The 16,954-nt window shown below is 69.0% G+C and carries 14 protein-coding genes; 6 read left to right on the top strand and 8 right to left on the bottom strand.

Going from position 1 to position 16,954, the window contains the following annotated elements:
* Positions 1 to 23: 23 nt before the first annotated feature.
* From VKK44_RS19495 to VKK44_RS19480, 4 genes are read left to right on the top strand one after another with little or no spacing between them, the layout of a single operon-like run.
* Positions 24 to 878, top strand: coding sequence for a carbohydrate ABC transporter permease (locus VKK44_RS19495; RefSeq protein WP_343442595.1), 855 nt, complete (start codon positions 24 to 26; stop codon positions 876 to 878).
* The gene (locus VKK44_RS19490) at positions 875 to 1,732 is read left to right on the top strand and encodes a carbohydrate ABC transporter permease (protein WP_343442594.1); all 858 of its coding nucleotides are present in this window, start codon (positions 875 to 877) and stop codon (positions 1,730 to 1,732) included. The genes VKK44_RS19495 and VKK44_RS19490 overlap by 4 nt, the downstream gene beginning before the upstream one ends.
* A complete protein-coding gene (locus VKK44_RS19485; RefSeq protein WP_343442593.1) occupies positions 1,729 to 4,371 on the top strand; it encodes a beta-galactosidase in 2,643 nt (880 codons plus the stop codon). The genes VKK44_RS19490 and VKK44_RS19485 overlap by 4 nt, the downstream gene beginning before the upstream one ends.
* Positions 4,368 to 6,134, top strand: coding sequence for a glycoside hydrolase family 35 protein (locus VKK44_RS19480; RefSeq protein ID WP_343442592.1), 1,767 nt, complete (start codon positions 4,368 to 4,370; stop codon positions 6,132 to 6,134). The genes VKK44_RS19485 and VKK44_RS19480 overlap by 4 nt, the downstream gene beginning before the upstream one ends.
* A 129-nt stretch (positions 6,135 to 6,263) precedes the next feature.
* Here VKK44_RS19480 and VKK44_RS19475 read toward each other — a convergent pair whose 3' ends face one another.
* The 7 genes from VKK44_RS19475 to VKK44_RS19445 form a co-directional block, all read right to left on the bottom strand.
* Entirely contained in the window at positions 6,264 to 6,659 is a 396-nt protein-coding gene (locus VKK44_RS19475) for a hypothetical protein (RefSeq protein ID WP_343442591.1), read from the bottom strand.
* Positions 6,660 to 6,690: 31 nt separating this feature from the next.
* Complete coding sequence (locus tag VKK44_RS19470; protein ID WP_343442590.1) at positions 6,691 to 8,700, bottom strand: hypothetical protein; 2,010 nt, start codon at positions 8,698 to 8,700, stop codon at positions 6,691 to 6,693.
* A gap of 471 nt (positions 8,701 to 9,171) precedes the next feature.
* Entirely contained in the window at positions 9,172 to 9,660 is a 489-nt protein-coding gene (locus VKK44_RS19465; RefSeq protein WP_343442589.1) for a hypothetical protein, read from the bottom strand.
* 209 nt (positions 9,661 to 9,869) lie between these two features.
* Positions 9,870 to 11,609, bottom strand: coding sequence for a PQQ-dependent sugar dehydrogenase (locus VKK44_RS19460; protein WP_343442588.1), 1,740 nt, complete (start codon positions 11,607 to 11,609; stop codon positions 9,870 to 9,872).
* Between the two features lie 31 nt (positions 11,610 to 11,640).
* Complete coding sequence (locus VKK44_RS19455; RefSeq protein ID WP_343442587.1) at positions 11,641 to 12,594, bottom strand: SMP-30/gluconolactonase/LRE family protein; 954 nt, start codon at positions 12,592 to 12,594, stop codon at positions 11,641 to 11,643.
* A gap of 450 nt (positions 12,595 to 13,044) precedes the next feature.
* Positions 13,045 to 13,701, bottom strand: a complete 657-nt coding sequence (locus VKK44_RS19450) for a response regulator transcription factor (protein ID WP_343442586.1) — start codon at positions 13,699 to 13,701, stop codon at positions 13,045 to 13,047.
* Positions 13,698 to 14,786: a sensor histidine kinase gene (locus tag VKK44_RS19445; protein ID WP_343442585.1), complete on the bottom strand. Its 1,089-nt coding sequence runs from the start codon at positions 14,784 to 14,786 to the stop codon at positions 13,698 to 13,700. The genes VKK44_RS19450 and VKK44_RS19445 overlap by 4 nt, the downstream gene beginning before the upstream one ends.
* 229 nt (positions 14,787 to 15,015) lie before the next feature.
* Here VKK44_RS19445 and VKK44_RS19440 point away from each other — a divergent pair, with 229 nt between their 5' ends.
* Positions 15,016 to 15,492, top strand: coding sequence for a DUF6326 family protein (locus VKK44_RS19440; RefSeq protein WP_343442584.1), 477 nt, complete (start codon positions 15,016 to 15,018; stop codon positions 15,490 to 15,492).
* Positions 15,493 to 15,724: 232 nt separating this feature from the next.
* The gene (locus VKK44_RS19435; RefSeq protein WP_343442583.1) at positions 15,725 to 16,075 is read left to right on the top strand and encodes a hypothetical protein; all 351 of its coding nucleotides are present in this window, start codon (positions 15,725 to 15,727) and stop codon (positions 16,073 to 16,075) included.
* 327 nt (positions 16,076 to 16,402) lie between these two features.
* On the opposite strand, the gene VKK44_RS19430 is transcribed toward VKK44_RS19435, so the two are convergent.
* The gene (locus VKK44_RS19430) at positions 16,403 to 16,954 is read right to left on the bottom strand and encodes a hypothetical protein (protein ID WP_343442582.1); all 552 of its coding nucleotides are present in this window, start codon (positions 16,952 to 16,954) and stop codon (positions 16,403 to 16,405) included.

Below are 16,954 nucleotides of genomic sequence, written 5' to 3'. Positions count from 1 at the left end.
AAAAGTGGATCTTCTACGCCTTCGTGTCACCATGGCTTCTCGGGTTCGTGGTGTTCACCGCCGTACCGATGCTCGCGTCGCTGTGGCTGTCCTTCACCGACTGGGACTCGTTCTCCACTCCGACGTTCGTCGGACTGGCCAACTACACGCAACTGTTCACCGAAGATCCGCTGTTCTGGCCGGCGCTGCGGCACACCCTCTACTTCGCCGTGGCGTCCGTGCCGCTGTCGCTGCTCATCGCGCTGGCCCTGGCGAATCTGCTGAGCCGGCCGATGCCTGGAGCGCGCTTCTTCCGCACCGTCGTCTACCTTCCGGCCCTGGTGCCGCTGGTGGCCTCGGCGATGATCTTCCGCTGGCTGCTGGCGCCGGAGACCGGACCGGTCAACGGCTTCCTCTCCTGGTTCGGTATCGACGGGCCGGCGTGGTTGCTCGACGAGGACTGGGTCATCCCCGCGATCGTGCTGCTGTCGCTGTGGCAGGTCGGTGCGGGCACCATCCTGCTGATCGCCGCCCTGCAGAGCGTGCCGCCGGAACTGTACGAGGCCGCCCGCCTCGACGGGGCCGGCGGCACCCAACGGTTCTGGCGCATCTCGGTGCCGCTGGTCACGCCGGTCCTGTTCTTCAACCTGATCACCGGCATGATCGCCGCGTTCCAGGTCTTCTCGCAGGTGTACGTGCTCACCGACGGCAAGTCCGGGCCGTCGAACGCCAGCCTCATGCTCGTGCCCTACGTCTACGACAACGCCTTCCGCTTCTACCACATGGGCTACGCGTCCGCGCTGGCGTGGGTGCTGTTCCTCATCATCATGATCTTCAGTGCCGGAATCCTCCGCTCGTCCCGGGCCTGGGTCTTCTACGAGTCGGAGGTTCGCTCGTGAGCGTACGAGCAGTGCGGGCGAGCCGCGCCGCGACCCGGTATGCCATCCTCACCGTCGTCTCGGCGGTCCTGCTGGCGCCGCTGGTCTTCATGGTGTCGATCGCGTTGTCCAGCGATCAGACCACCCGCGAGATGTCCTTCCGGTTCCTGCCCACCGAGTTCGAGTTCGGCAACTTCGTCCGGGCCTTCACCGCCGACATCCCCATCGGACGGTTCCTGCTCAACAGTACGGTGATCGTCGTCGTGTCCTGCGTCGGCATGACCCTCTCCAGCGCGCTGGTCGCCTACGGCTTCGCCCGGCTGCGGGCACCCGGTAAGAACGTCCTCTTCGGCGTGCTGCTGTCGACGATGATGATCCCGGCCGAGGTGCTGCTGATTCCCCAGTTCATTCTGTTCCGCCACCTCGGCTGGATCGACACCCTGCTGCCGATCATCGTCCCCAACTTCTTCGCCAACGCGTACAACGTCTTCCTCATCCGGCAGTTCATCACCCGTATCCCCGCCGAACTCGACGAGGCGGCCATGCTCGACGGCCTGGGCCACTTCGGGCTGTTCCGCCGGATCATCATGCCGCTGATGAAGCCCGTCCTCGTCGCCGTCGCGATCTTCACGTTCACCTTCAACTGGGGCTATTTCTTCGGCCCGCTCATCTACCTGAACAGCGAGGAGAAGATGCCGCTCGCCCTGGGCATCCAGGTGCTCTCGGCCACCAGCTCCGGCGCCCAGACCCCGCCCTGGAACATGGTCATGGTAGGCGCGCTGATCCTGATCCTGCCGATGGTGGCCGTCTACTACTTCGGCCAGAAATACCTCTACGAGGCCGGTGTCGTCAGTGGAAGCGCGGGTCTGAAATGAGAAGCATCGAACTTGCCGGCACCGAACTGCGGATCGACGGCGTACCCCGGGTGCTGCTGTGCGCCTCGCTGTTTCCCTTCCGGGTGCCCCGGGAGCAGTGGCGCGACCGGCTGGCCGCCGTCGCCCGGCTCGGTTACCACGCGGTCGACGTGTACGTACCCTGGAACCTGCACGAACCCGAACCGGGGCAGTGGGACTTCACCGGGCAGCGCGACATCGCGCACTTCCTCGACCTGGCCCGCGACACCGGGCTGCTGGTGCTGGCCCGCCCCGGCCCCTACATCTGCTCGGAATGGGACGGTGGCGGCCTGCCCGCCTGGCTGACGCTGACCGAAGGGCTACGCGTGCGGCAACACGAGCCGCGCTACCTCGCCGAGGTGGACCGGTGGTACGGGCAGATCATGCCGATCCTCGAGCGGCACCAGTACCCCGACGGCGGCGCCGTGCTGCTCGTGCAGGTCGAGAACGAGCTGGACTTCTTCGACTGCGACGACCCGGCCGAATACCTTGACGTGCTCGTGCGCTCCGCCCGCCGGCACGGCGTCACCGTCCCGCTCGTCGCCTGCGCCGGCCAGGGCGACATCGAGCGTGCCGCCGGCGGCGCAACCCATGCCGTCCCGGCGGTGAACCTGTACCCCGACGACGAGGCGACCGACGTCGAGGCGCACGCCGCCTACTTCGAGGCCGCGCTGCGCAAGCAGGACCTGCCGCTACTGGTCACCGAGACCAACCGGCTGCACCGCACGCTCAAACGCCTGCTGACCAGCGGTGCGCGTCTGCTCGGCCCGTACCTTCAGGCCTCGGGCTGGAACGGCGAGTACGGCACCTCAGTCAACAACTGGGGTGACCTGCTCGCCTTCATGACCCACGACTACGACTTCGGTGGCGTTCTCGACCCCACCGGGGCCGAGCGGGCCGACGCGGCGGAGGCCCGCCGTCTCGCCGCGCTCATCGACGCGCTCGGCCCACGCCTCGCCGCCGCCGTGCCCGCGGGAGTCGCCGACGACGTGCACGGCGAGACGGCCGTCGCGCCGTACGCCCTCGACCTGCACGGCGGCGGCCAACTGCTGTCCCTGACCAACCTCACCGACGCCGACACCACCGGCACGGTCGGCGCGACGGCCGTGACCGTGCCCGCGGCCACCTGCCTGCTCCTGGTGCGCGACCTGCCGCTGCCCGGTGTCGCCGGCCGGCTGGTCGAGGCGAGCGCCGAGCTGACCGGCCTGGTCGAGCGGCCGGGACAGGTCATCGCCAGGTTCGCCGGCCGTCCCGACGCGCAACTGCTGCTGCGCGTCACCGGCGACTGGTCGGCGACCCCGGAGGGCGACATACGGGTCGAGCCGGCCACCGGCCGCCCCGACCTGCTCCGGGTGACCGGCTCGGAGGGGTCGGTGGTGGTGGGCACCGCCGCCGGCAGCGTCACGCTGGTGGTCGAGCCGGCCGAGCCGCCGCCCCCGCCTCCACCGGCCACCAGCCGGGAGGTCACCACCGCCCGGTCGTCGACCACCGACAGCGCCCCCGCCACCTGGCGGACCGTCGCGCGGGACATCGAGGCGGTGCCCCTGGAACGGCTCGGCGTCCACCGTGGCGCCGGCAGCTACCGCACCGTCACGGACCTCCGTGGCGTCACCGGACTCGTGCTGCGGGGCGCCGCCGACGTCATCGACGTCCAGGTCGCCGGCACCTCCCGCGGCTGGGTCGCCAACGGCGGCACCGACCTGTGGATCCCCTTCACCGACATCGTCACCGACCCGGACACCGAACTGCGGGTGACGACCCGGGTCTGGGGCCACTCGAACTTCGACGACGGCCGCCTGCCGTCGCTGCGCCTCGGCGCGCTGCGCGGTGTCGCCGGCGTGCTCGCCGTCACCGACGTCGCCGACCTGTCCTCCGGATGGTTCCTGGACGCCGGTGTGCCACCGGCGGTCGGGACCACCCCACCACCGCGCGGTGACATCGGAGGTTGGATGTCCGGCCGGTTTCCGCAGACCCTACGCCACCGGCGCACCCTGTACCGTCCCGGTCCGGCCGCGCTGCGCGCCACCGGGTGCCAGGCCCGGCTGGACGTCGCGGTCAACGGCATGCCACGCGGCGCGATCACCCCGCTCGCACCGGTGCTGTACCTCGGTGACCTGCACGACGGCGACGAGCTGACCATCGAAGCCCGCCGCATGTGGGGCGAGCCCGTCGGCCGACTCGGCCTGCTGCGGGGACACCTCATCGACCGCTGGGAGATCGCCCGGCAGGCCACCGCCGAACTCCTCGCCGGCCGCCGGGACGCCCGGCTCGGCGACGCCGAACTGCCGCTCACCGTCCCCGCCGGACAGGCCCGGTGGCTGCACCTGGGCACGGCGGACCTGGTGGTCGCCGACGAGGCGAACGTCATCGTCCGGTTCGCCGGTGAGGCGCTGCTGGCCACCGCGCTCGCCGGCGGCCACCACCTCGGCCGCGTCTGGATCGGCGCGCCGCCGCCCGGTGCCACCCTCCGGGGTGGGCGGGGCGATCTGCTCATCGTCCCCACCGCCTGGCTGCGCGACGGACTCGATTTGCTCCTCGAGGCCACCGGCGCCGAGCCCGGCCGACTGCACCGCATCACCGCCGGCGGGGCGGTCGACGCCCGGGAAGGTGACCGCGGGTGACGACCTTCGACATCGGTGCGACGGACTTTCTCCTCGACGGCAGGCCCTTCCGCGTGCTCAGCGGGGCCCTGCACTACTTCCGCGTCCATCCCGAGCTGTGGCGCGACCGGATCCGCAAGGCACGCCAGATGGGACTCAACACCATCGAGACGTACGTCTGCTGGCAGGCCCACAGCCCACAGCGTGGCGTCTTCCGCACCGACGGCGGTCTCGACCTGGGTCGGTTCCTCGATCTCGTCGCCGAGGAGGGGATGTACGCCTTCGTCCGTCCCGGCCCCTACATCTGCGCGGAGTGGGACAACGGAGGACTGCCCGCCTGGCTGTTCCGCGACGCGACGACCGGCATCCGGCGCACCGAGCCCCGGTATCTCGACGCCGTCACCGAGTACTACGAGGCACTCGCCCCGATCCTGGTCCCACGGCAGATCGACGCCGGCGGACCGCTCATCCTCGTGCAGGTCGAGAACGAGTACGGCGCATACGGCGACGATCACGCCTACCTGCGGACGCTCACCGAGCTGACCCGCCGTGCCGGTGTCACGGTGCCGCTGACCACCGTCGACCAGCCGGTCGATCACATGCTGCGCGACGGCGGACTGCCCGAGTTGCACCGGACCGCCTCGTTCGGCTCGCGCCCCCGGGAGCGGCTGGCCACGCTCCGCGCACACCAGCCCACCGGACCGCTGATGTGCGCGGAGTTCTGGGACGGCTGGTTCGACCACTGGGGCGGCCACCACCACACCACCGACGTCGACCAGGCCGCCGCCGACCTCGACGCGCTGCTGTCCAGCGGCGCGTCGGTCAACATCTACATGTTCCACGGCGGCACCAACTTCGGGTTCACCAACGGCGCGAACGACAAGGGCATCTACCAGCCCGTCGTGACCAGCTACGACTACGACGCGCCGCTGGACGAGGCCGGCATCCCCACCGCCAAGTACTGGGCCTTCCGGGAGGTGATCGCGCGCCACGCCGACGTCCCGCCGGCACCGCCCGCCGCGCCCACCGCGCCCGCTCCACCGGTCGAGGCCAGGTTCACCCGTTCGCTGGCCCTGTGGGACGTGCTCGACCTGCTCGGCCAACCGTCGACCTACCCGTACCTGCCCACCGCCGACGACATCGGCCAGTACACCGGATTCACCCTCTACACCCCGCACCTGCCGCCGTCCGGCCACGGGGTGCTGAGTGTCGCCGAGGTCCGCGACCGGGCGCAGGTGTTCGTCGACCGACGCAGCCGGGGCGTCCTCAGCCGTGACCACGGCGAGCGGATGATCGGCATCCGGGCCGACGACGGCGACCTCGTGGAGCTGCTCGTCGAGGACCTCGGCCGGGTCAACTACGGGCCGCGCACCGGTGAACCCAAGGGACTGATCGGCCCCGCCGGGCTGGACGGCGCGACGATCGACACCTGGACGGTGCGCCCGCTACGGCTCGACGACATCGAAACGGTGACGCGGGCAGTGCGCGACGGCCACCCGGTCGAATCGTCGCTGTCCGGTCCGGTGTTCTGCCGTGCCGAGTTCGCCGTCACGGACCCTGGCCGGGACCTGTTCCTCGACACCTCGTCCTGGGGCAAGGGTGTCGCCTGGATCAACGGGTTCTGCCTCGGCCGGTACTGGAGCCGCGGACCCCAGCGCACCCTCTACGTCCCCGCACCCCTGCTGCGAACGCGACACAACGAGATCGTCGTGCTGGAGCTGCACGCCGCGCGCCCGAGCGTCCGCCTCCTCGGGCGACCCGCCCTCGGGCACACCGAGCACTAGCCCCGGTCCCCGCCCCTTCACCGCCGAGGAGCTTCGATGGGTACGAGAACACGCACGACGGCCGCGCTGGAGTGCTGTGGCCGACGGCCGGCTGCCCACCGCTGGGCGAAGATTCCGCTGTTCGGCGGGCTACAGATTGTTGATCCGGGCCAGCAGCTCTGCCTCGGTCAGGTTCTCCAGGACCGCGTCCTGCTTGCGGCCCAGGACCGCCAGCAGCTTTTCCTTCTCCAGCTTCTTGGCCGCCGCCGCCTTCGCCGCCTGGTCCTCCGCGAGGCGGACGGCGATGACGTGCTTGACGACCTCCAGCTTGGTCTCCAAGGTCGCCTTGGCCGGATTGGCCTCGGTGGCCACGAACGACTCGGTGTCGACGGCCTTGAGTTCGGCGTTGACCGCCTTGGCCACATCATCGAGGCTGAAGCCGGACTTGGCGGTCAGCGGAAGCTCCCACAGCTGCTCCGTGGTCAGCAGGCCCTTGACCGACGGATAGCGGAACTTCTCCCGCGTGGCCTTCTCGAAAATCGTCACGGTGCCCTCTCTGAAGTATTTGGGTAGCGGATCAGAACTGGATGCTGATGAGGCGGCGCCGGCCGCTGGTCATGGTCACCTTGGCGACCACAGAGCTGCGGACGGTGGAGCTGAAGCCGAGGCCGGAAAGCTGGTCCGGAGACGGTTCGCACTTGGTGCGGTCGCCGAGCACCTCGAAAACCTTGTGGTGCGGTTGCAGGTCGCTGCGGAGGAACTCGTTGTAGATCCCCCGCGTCGGCTGGTCGTTCACGCACCCCTTCAGGATGAAGAAGTAGTGCCGGTTGCCGACCTCGTTGTCGTCGAAGTAGTTCGGCGAGTACATGATGGTGGACACCGGTACGAACTGTTCGGTGGTGATGCCCCACAACTCCTTGCCCGCACTGCCCGACTGCACGTCCTTGCCCGGCCGGAAAGCGGTGATCACGCCGCCGGTAACCGTCATCCGGCCGACCTCGACGGTCTCCTTGTGGCCGACCGCGCGCTCGTGGCGGTAATGCTCGATCTTCCCGTTGCTCTCGGTCTCGATCACGAAGCCGACCTGGGTGCTGTCCCGCCTGCGGTACTGGTTCACCTCGATCCGGAACTCACCGTCGGGGACACGGTCGGTCCAGGTGACGTTCTCCACCGGCTCGCGGGATAGCGCCCCGCCGGCGTTCATGTCGACGTCCAGCTTGTTGCGCTTCTCCTGGTACCAGATGTGGTCGCCGTTGGGTTCGTACACGTGTAGGTCGAGGTCGTCGTGGTTGAACCAGGACAGGCTCACCCGCAGCTTGCCGGTCACGTTGCCGCCGGCCCGCTTGACCCTCTCCCTGATCGAGTCGGTGACGTTGCCGCCGTACGACCAGCCGAAATCGTTGTCCCACTTGAACAACCGCGGAGCAGCGGGGTGCCGGCCTATGGTGAGGCTGACGAAGCGCGGCTCGTAGGAGTTGGCGACCCAGAGGTCGATGGCGGCGGCACCGGGCAGGATGTCCTTCAGGAAGGAGACCACGGGGATCTCCTCCGGCTCGGCGTCGCGAAGGAGCGCACTCGACGGCCTGGGGGTGGCCGCCTGCATGAGCAGCCCTTCGATGCCGTCCTTCATCCGTGCCTGCGTGTCGTTGTTGACCCACAGCACGTTGGTGACCGACACGTCGGACAGCCGGGCGAACCGTCGCTGCAACGACTCCTCGATGCCCAACTCGGCAATGGTCTTCATGGCGGCCTTGACCATGCCCGGGGTGATCAACGCCGTGGGGCGCTGGTAATTCTGCGGCGCCACCTTTGCCTCGAACGACCGGACCGCCTGCTCCAGCTCGACGCCCGCGGAGAGGTCCTGGACGAGGGTGCCGATCACCGTGTTGCGGAACCGGGCCGCCGGGTTCATGGCGTTGGCGAAGACGAAGGCACGCCGGTCGGCGGCCTGGGTCCACCGGCTCTGCAACGAGCGGAACTCGGTCACCGCCCGACGATGCTCCGCGCCGCGGTAGAGGGCGTTGCCGTCGACAAGGTCGACGACGGTGTCCAGAGCGGGCCGGGTCAGCTCGGTCAGGCCACGCTGGAAGACCTGCACCGCGGCGTCAAAGGTGCCCTGGGCCGCGCCGACGTCCTCGGTACGATGCCGCCTCTCCACCCGGCCGTGCAGGTGGTGCCACACCTCGACCTGGCCGTCGCGCAGCGCTCGGGTGGTCTTCGTTCCGTACTGCACCTGAGCGGACCGGAAGACGGTGGACAACGGCAGCGACAGAACGAACTCGTCCAAGGCGGCGGCGACGACGGAGAAGACCGGGTCGGAGCCCGACACCCCGGACCAGACGGTACGGACCCGCCCGTCGTGGATCTCGACGACGTTGCCGAAGTGCTTGATGAAACCGCGGCAGGTCGAACAGTCGTACTCGGATCGCTCACGGAACCGCGGATTGGTGCCGGCGGGGAAGGAGTCGAGAAAGGTGAGCCAGAGCGAGTCCCGGTCGAGACCGTCGCCCACGACGTACAACTCACCCTTGGCCATGGTGGACAGACGTGAAGTCACATCCGTCGCGAACTGCTCGAAATCGCCCACCGTGTCATCCCCCTTGATCGCCGGTGATCCTACGGAGGGAACGCCAGTCGGAGAAACGCCTTTGCGGCTCTTCGCATGGTCACCGACGGGCGCCGGTGGCCGGCGGTCAGTTGACCGGAGCGCGTACGGCGGTGGGGCCGGGGCGGCGGTCGGCAATTTCCGCCAGTTGGCCGGTGGCGCGTCGAGAGCATCCCGGCTCACGCTGTGGACGTCTTCCCGGCATCGGCAGACCTGGGTGGCCTCCGGCCTCAGCGACCCGTTGCAACTCCTTCGAGCCGCATGCTCGCCGCGTCGATCGGCGGGGCCCTGTGAGTGGGCTGATGGACAAGATGCTCAGGCGTTTCTCCGAGTCGAGCGCGCGTATGGTTGCAACCGAAAGGCAGCCTGGGCGAGCGACAGGTTCCGTAACCCTGTCGATCTGGTCCCAGGCTGCCCGCGTCTGTGGGTCGATAGCGTGCAGACGGATCTTCCCTACAGGTATGACACGCCGGTTTGCCGGCACCGCTGCCAGCCTGAGCTGTTGGAGTAGTTGTAGTAAAGGTCGATACACATCTGCCCCACGCCACTGCTTCCGGATGTCTCCCCGCCCCAGAACCATATGTTCAGCGTTGAATAACGGTTCTCCAAGGCTTGCGTGCAGTCCCTCGTCACCTTGGGCGTCTTCCAGGTGCTCGAGAAATTGATCGTCACGTAAGCGGTGACCTTGCAGCCCGTTGCCGAGGTCGCGTTCGGGCCGAACTGGATCGTGCCGCTGTGTTGGATCGTGTTCATCGAGGGGCCCGGCACCCAGTCAATAAAATTGCATGCGAATATCGCCTGTGCCGGATCTGCGGAGCCGAAGTCCTGACAGGCGGTGTACGCCTCGGGGGGCGAGGCGTTGGCGGTCGCAGGAGTCAGTGACAGAGCGGCAATGGCTGCGACAATGGCCGATAGCATGCGCCGAGCGAGTCTGGTATGCATCGTTCCCCGTTTTCAGTGCGGGCGGACCGAGCGCCCGATGAGTTATACGTGAGCAAGTTTGCTTGAGCTGCGATCTGCTGTCAAGAGCATCTGCGGCGGCCTATTTTGCTATTAGAACTCGGGGGTGGCGTGAGTGTGAATTCAGCGGAAATGGAGGATGGACGGAATGGGATTCTGGGCCGAAACGCAGCCGGATTCCCGGCTCGCCCTCAGCTCGTGGGGCCGGACGCCGCCCCACCGAGGGTCACCTTGAGGATCTTCTCGTTGCTGTTGTTCGGGATGCTGTCCTTGTCCCCGCCGGTGCTCGTGGTCAGCCACAGGTTGCCGTCGAGGGTCGGTTCGACGGTGCGCAGCCGGAAGTACGTTCCGACGAAGTACTGCTGGAGGTTGGTGAGCGTGTTGCCGCTGATCTCCGCACGGTACATCCGGTTACCACGCAGGCAGGCGATGTAGAGCACGTCCCGGACGATCGCGATGCCGCTGCACGAGGCGTCGGCCACCGGGTACGTCCGGATCGGGGCCCTGAAGTTCGGGTTGGCGCAGTCGCCGGAGGTGCCCTCGCAGGCGGGCCAGCCGTAGTTGCCGCCCTTGACGATGATGTTGGTCTCGTCCATCACGTTGTTGCCGAACTCCTGCTCGAAGAGCCGGCCCTGGGAGTCGAAGGCGAGTCCCTGCGGGTTGCGGTGGCCGTAGCTCCACACGTAGTTGCCGAAGGGGTTGTCCGCCGGCACGGTGCCGTCGGGGTTGAGTCGCAGCACCTTGCCGCCCAGGTTGTTGGTGTCCTGGGCGACGTCCGGGTCCTGTCCGTCGCCGGCGGCGGCGTAGAGCTTGCCGTCGGGGCCGAAGCGCAGCCGGCCGCCGTTGTGGTACTTGTTGCGCGGGATTCCCGTGACGAGCACCTGCTCGGTGGCGTTTTGCAGCGTGCCGTCGTAGCGGATGCGCACGATCCGGTTGTCGGTCGTGGTGGTGTGGTAGATGTACAGCCAGTGGTCGGTGGTGAAGTTGGCCGAGACGGCCAGCCCGAGTACGCCGCCCTCGCCGTTGGTGCCGGCCACGTTCGGCACGGTGCCGATGCTGTGCTTGTCGGTGCCGTCCGGGTTCATGGCGACGATGTCGAACAGGTCGCGCCGGCCGTAGAGGACCGTGCCGTCGGGCAGTTGCACCAGGCCCCAGGGCAGGTCCTTCTCGGTGGTGACCACCGTGGCGCCGCAGATCGGGCTCGTGCAGCCCGAGCCGGTGTGCGCGGTGACCGCGGCGCTCGCCCCCGAGACATTGCCCTGGGCGTCCCGGGCGGTCACGGTGTACCGGTAGTCGGTGTCGGACGTCAGCCCGGTGTCGGTGAACGTGGTCGCCGGCGGGTTGCCGGCGGTGCCGGTGGTGGAGCCGACCGCCGTACCGTTGCGCAGGATGGTGTAGCCGGTGACCGCGACATTGTCGGTGGAGGCCGACCAGGTGAGGGTCACGTCCGTGCCGTTGACCGTCGTGGCCAGGTTGGTCGGCGTGCTGGGCGCAGACGTGTCCTGCTGGCAGAACGGCGGCGTGACCGAGAGCGTGGAGCTGGCCTGCGAGACGTTGCCGGCGGCGTCGCGGGCGTTGACGTACCACCCCCAGGTGACACCCTGCACGACGCTGAGTGTGGCGGTCAGCGTCCGTCCCGAGACCGAGGTGACGAGCTGGCCGTCGTGGTAGATGTCGTAGAAGGCGACGCCGACGTTGTCCCGGGAGGCGTACCAGGAGAGCGTGACGGACTGGCAGGTCAGCCGGGTGCTGCGCAGGCCGGTCGGCCGGGTGGGCGGGCTGGTGTCGGCGGCGAGCCGGGCCGCCTGCCGGCTCCCGGTCGCCGGCGCGGCCGGCGCGGCGTTGGCGGGTACGCCGGTCAGGATGGTGCCGGCGCAGATCAGCAGGGCGAGCGGGACGCGGTGTCGGAGCTGGTGAGCACTAATCCGCACGGGTGCTTTTCCTTCCTTCCGAGGTTCCTGGTCAGTACGGGTAGCCGGGGACGTTGAGTCGCACGCTGTACAGGCCGGAGTCGTTCGTTCGGCCGGAGGTGATGTAGAGGGTCTGCCGGTCGGGTCCGCCGAACGCCGCGTTGGTGGTGCCGGTGCCGCCGGAGCGGATCGTGCCGAGCTGCGCGCCGGCTGGCGAGTAGACGTGGATCAGCCCGTCCGAGCCGGAGGCCCAGTACACGTTGCCGGCGCAGTCGATGGTGACCCCGTCGGGACCGCCGAGGTAGTTCACGAAGACGCTGCGGGTGCCGGTGCTGCCGTCGGGCTGGACGACGTACTTGTAGATCTTGTTCTCGGAGTAGGCGCCCACGTAGAGCGTGCTGCCGTCCGGGGAGAGCGCGATGCCGTTGGGTTGCCGCAGCCGGTCGTCCACCAGCGACACCTGGCCGCCGGAGACGCGGAAGACGCTGGTGCGTCCGCTCATCTGGTCGGGTCGGTTGCCGCGCTGGAAGTTGGGGTCGGTGAAGTAGACGACGCCGTCGGATCGGACCGTGACGTCGTTGGGTGAGTTGAACGCCCGGCCCTGGTAGTCGGCGGCGACGGTGCTGCGGGCCTGGTCGCTGAGCCGGTATGCGGAGACGTTCCGCTGGTCGTGGGTGGCGGCGATGATCTGCTGGGCGTCGGGGCTGAGCGCCAGGCCGTTGCTGCCGGCGTTGGCGATGAAGGTGTCGAAGCTCGCCGGCGGGGTGAACCGGCGGATCGTGGAGGGCTGCACGTTGTTCGGCCCGGTGCCCGCGGCCATGTCGGACATCAGCAGGTAGCCGCCGTCGGCGATCCAGACCGGTCCTTCGAGGAACGAGAACCCGCTCTGAATCTTCGTCGCGGACACGGAGCTGGCCGGCAGGGGTGGGCCGTAGCCGGTGCCGCCCGGGCAGACCCCGGGGGGCGCGCCGGGTGGGCCGGCGAGCGAGTCGGTGTGAACGTTCACATGAGCGGCACGCCGAGATGCCGGGGGTGCGGGTGCGGCCCCGGCGGGGCCTGGTGCGGTGGCGAGCGCGAGGCACAGGCCGGTGAGTGCGGCGATGGTTGGACGCCAGTTCATCCGGGGTACTCCAATCGGGGTCGGTGAATGCGGGGCCCGTGGTTGCCAGTGAACTGGCCTCGACCACCGAGGCTTACCATTGATTAACATCGATGTTTACGTGACGCATCTTAGGCGAGAAAGCAGCGCCCCGCATCAGTTCCCCACGATCACCTTTGGCACATGCCCCGAAGGCGTCCGATAGCCTGGCCGGATCGGTGGGGCCGGGTCCCCACCGACCGGGGACACTCCGTTTCGCAGTATCCTTCGCATCGCCCGAACGGCCGGCTTTGCAGTCCCCTGCCTAGCCGGCTCCCGGGTGCTCCTGTTTCCGCGATTCGAGTATGCGGGCGCCGGTCAGGTGTCGACGCGGCGTGTCTCGTAGGCCCACATGACGATCTCGACGCGATTGCGGGCGTTGAGCTTACGCATCAGAGCGGCGATATGGGTCTTGACGGTGCTGAGGCTGATGAACAGGTCGTCGCCGATCTCGCTGTTGGTCCGCCCGCGAGCGGCAGCCAGCAGGACCTGTTCCTCGCGGGCCGTCAGCGGCTCGACAGGCTCAGGTGGCATCGAGCGCGGGCGGCTGTTCGCGAAGGAGGACAGGAGCCGCGCGGTGATGTTCGGTGCGATCAGGGCGTCGCCGCGGGCGGCGGCCTGGACGGCCTGGGCGAGCATCTCGGCGCCGGCGTCCTTGAGGAGGAAGCCTCGGGCGCCTGCCTTCAGCGCGCCGTAGACGTACTCGTCGAGGTCGAAGGTGGTGATGACGACGACGGGCAGCGGGTCGGCGACGTCGGCGCCAGCGAGCTGGCGGGTGGCTTCGATCCCGTCGACCTCGGGCATGCGGATGTCCAGCAGGCACACGTCGGGACGCAGCGAACGGGCCATGGCGATCGCCCGGCGACCGTCGGCGGCCTGGCCGACGACGGTGATGCCCGGTTGGGCGTCCAAGATCATGCAGAGCCCTGCCCGGACGATGTCCTGGTCGTCAGCGACCAACACGCGGATGGTCATGACGTGCGCGCCGTCCGGGGCAGCTTGGCGTCGACGCTCCAGCCGCCGTCCGGGTCAGGTCCCGCCCGGAGGGTGCCGCCGAGCAGGCTCGCCCGCTCGGCCATGCCGCGCAGCCCGTAGCCGGCGTGCGGCGAGCTGGTCGTGGTCGCCTCACCGTCATCGTGCACTCGCAGGTGCACCTGGCTGCGGGATGCGGTGACGTCGACGGTGACGTGGGTGGCGCCGGAGGCGTGGCGGGTCGCGTTGGTGACCGCCTCGGCGGCGATCAGGTAGAGGGCGGTGCCGACTGCCGGCTCAACGGCCTCGGCGTCACCGGAGACCTGCACGCGGACGCCCAGCACCTCGCCGCCGGGACGAGCGAGTCGTTTGACGTCCACCACTCCTCGCCGGGGGGCGAGATCGGCGTCCGTTCCGTCGCGCAGCACGCCCACGAGGGCTCGCATCTCCTTGAGCGTCCGGGACGCCTCTTCCTCGATGGTGACCAGGGTGGCCAGCGCGCGCTTCGGATCCGCGGCGGACAGCGCGCGACCTGCCTGTGCCTGGACGGCGATGGCCAGGACGCGGTGGCCGACCGTGTCGTGCAGTTCGCGGGCGAGTTCGTTGCGCTGGTGAAGCCGCACCTGCTCGATGTCGCGGTCGTGGCTTCTGGTGCGGTAGCGCACTGCCGCGCCGAGCGCGGCCGAGAACAGGAAGAAGCCGTAACCGGCGACCTTCTCCGCGGGTGAGGTCGGGTCCGCGATGAGGGTGACGGGTAGCCAGATCAGGATGATGCCGAGCCCGAGGGCAGCCTCGCGACCTGCCCCCCAGCGCAGCAGGGCGTAGGGCAACACCAGCAGACCGCCGATGCCCAGCAGGCCGGTGGTATCGATGACCGCGATCCTCGCGATGTCGAACGCGAGAACGGCTCCGAAGGCAACGGTGACCGCGGCCAGCGGTCGCGTGCGTCGCCACAGCAGGCACGCCGCGACCACGACGCTGACACCGACCAGCAGCGGCGCCCATGCCCTGTCGTCGCGCAGGAGTACCTCGACGAGCGAGATCGCGACAAGAGCCGAGGACAGTGCCCAGTCCCGCCAGACCCGCACCGGCGGGCGTGCGGGGCGCGGCTCAGCCCAGATCCCAGCAAGCATGCTTCCCCCTCCCGGACAACGTAGGGGGGCCGCCGCTCGGTCGGATCAGTCGAAAGTACGGCGGAGGTCCCGTGCCGGCGGCCAGGACAGCGCGAGCCCGCAAGCGGATGTGGCGCCCGGCAACGCTGGTCATGGTTGAGACATCGAGTGAGCCACCCGGCTGACGCCAGCAACAGGAGACGTGATGACCAGAACCGACAAATCAGCCGGTGCGCTCCAGGAAGCGCACATCCCGGTCCAGGCGAAGCTCGCCGCGGCCTGGGCCAGCTTCATGTTCCTCTACATCTACGTCGACTACCTCGCCCTGTACAAGCCCGGTTTCATCGACGACATCCTGGTCGGGGTCGTTCATGAGTTCGACACCGGCCCGACCTTTGTCGCCCTTTCGCTCACGCTCATGGCCATCCCGATCCTCATGATCCTGCTCTCCGCGACACTCCCCGCCCGGGTCAACCGCGCCACCAACCTCGTCGTGGCAACGCTCTACATCCCCGTCTCGGTGTACAACGCGGACGGCGAGTCCTGGACCTACTCCTACTTCTACGGCCTCTCCATCGGACTCGAGGTGCTGCTCCTGGCCTTCATCCTGCGCGCCGCATGGACCTGGCCCCGGACCATTCGAGCCACCGCCGGCGGCGACCTCGCCCAGGCCCGGGTGTGACGCTGGGAGCAGGCCCGGGGGTGCGGGATCGGGGACAGCGGCTCCGGCAACATCGACCACGAGCAGCAGCACGATCCAGAGCGGGACGGCGCCGACGTCACGCAGCACTCTCGGCCAGCGCGTCCGACGGGCCTCGGCAACAGGTGTTCCAGCCCTGCCGGACACCGCGGGTTTTTGAGCGCGCGGGGTTCGTGAGGCGTAGCAGATCGCATTCCGGGGAATCCTGACGGTCATGGCCTCGTACTCGGTGAACAGCGCGGCCGTCGCCCGCGCTCGGCGGCTCATCGAAGCCCGACAGTATGTTCTCGACAGCGACTGGGGTGAGGCGCAGCCCCGGGCCGCCGACGAGAACGCCTACCTCGACGCGCACTCGTGGGCCGAGTACGGCGACTGGTTCCTCGCCTGCACGGACGGGGCGAGCGAGGAGACGAAGGGGCGCTACGCCTTCGCGTACGGCGACTTCCGCCGCGTTCACCGCTCCGGGCTCATCGCCTGCGTCTACCGCGCCTCGGAGTGGCACCACAAGGACGTCGAGCTGGCCGCGCACGATCTGCTGCAACTGCTCGACCGCACCGCCGGCTGACAGCCCTTGCGACATCGCCGCCGCCATGGCGTCGACGGGCAGCATCGACGCGTTTGTGCAATGGCAGGTGGGACGACTGACCCGACGCGTGGATCATCCGCCCGACCGGACGGAAGGCTGTCGCCACGCGTCGGTAACACCGAGGTCGGCACGCTGCTGGCCTGGAGCTAGGGCGCACACGGCGACGCGTCGCCCAGTCGACGAGGTCACGCTCGTCGAAGTCCATCATCGGCCGCGTGGTTTCCCCCGGTGGTGCTCTCGTAGTGGTCGCGGACCTGGCGACCAGGTCGTCCACGGGCGAGGCACCGGTGCCGAACTCACGGACATTCAGCTACGGATCGGGCCCGGCGTCGGCGACCCGTCGAGCAGGGCACCCAACAGGGCGGCGGATTCGTCGGTCAGGCGGTAGACGCCCTGGAGGCTGACGGAGCGTTCCAGACGGCCGTTGACGACGTACTTCAGGGTGCGCGGTTCTCCGCGCCGGTTGCGCCAGGTCAGCGCGCCGAGCAGGTCGCCGGGAACGGCGACGTCGAAACGGACCGGTGTCGCGTCGACGTGCACCGGGCTCGCCCCACATCCATCGGCGCCGAGCATCGCCCAGGCTTCGTGACCCGGACAGGACGGGTCACGCCACGTTGCGGGAGCGGCGCCGCAACAGTCGCGCCGCTGCTTGTCGACAACGCGCAGGCGGCTCACCAGGTAGACCACGCACCGGTTGACGTGCAGCGCGAAGACGTCGTCGCCGACCCCGACGCTGGTCCAGCTGGGCAGCGACTGGTGCCCCCCGCTGAACGCCACCGGAGGCCGCTCGCCGACCCGGTGCCGGCGTAGCTCCCGGCAGACGTCTTGGGTCCACAAGGCGGTGAACGCGCTCGACAT

The sequence above is a fragment of the Micromonospora sp. DSM 45708 genome (assembly GCF_039566955.1).
Classification (GTDB): Bacteria; Actinomycetota; Actinomycetes; order Mycobacteriales; family Micromonosporaceae; genus Micromonospora.
Note: the sequence above shows the minus strand (reverse complement) of the source record. Positions and strands in the feature narration are given on the sequence as shown.

What these genes read in the sequence shown, in the direction of transcription:
- VKK44_RS19430 (WP_343442582.1), bottom strand. Translation starts at nt 16,954, where the DNA reads ATGTCGAGCGCGTTCACCGCCTTGTGGACCCAAGACGTCTGCCGGGAG.
- VKK44_RS19450 (WP_343442586.1), bottom strand. Translation starts at nt 13,701, where the DNA reads ATGACCATCCGCGTGTTGGTCGCTGACGACCAGGACATCGTCCGGGCA.
- VKK44_RS19435 (WP_343442583.1), top strand. Translation starts at nt 15,725, where the DNA reads ATGGCCTCGTACTCGGTGAACAGCGCGGCCGTCGCCCGCGCTCGGCGG.
- VKK44_RS19465 (WP_343442589.1), bottom strand. Translation starts at nt 9,660, where the DNA reads ATGCATACCAGACTCGCTCGGCGCATGCTATCGGCCATTGTCGCAGCC.
- VKK44_RS19440 (WP_343442584.1), top strand. Translation starts at nt 15,016, where the DNA reads ATGACCAGAACCGACAAATCAGCCGGTGCGCTCCAGGAAGCGCACATC.
- VKK44_RS19485 (WP_343442593.1), top strand. Translation starts at nt 1,729, where the DNA reads ATGAGAAGCATCGAACTTGCCGGCACCGAACTGCGGATCGACGGCGTA.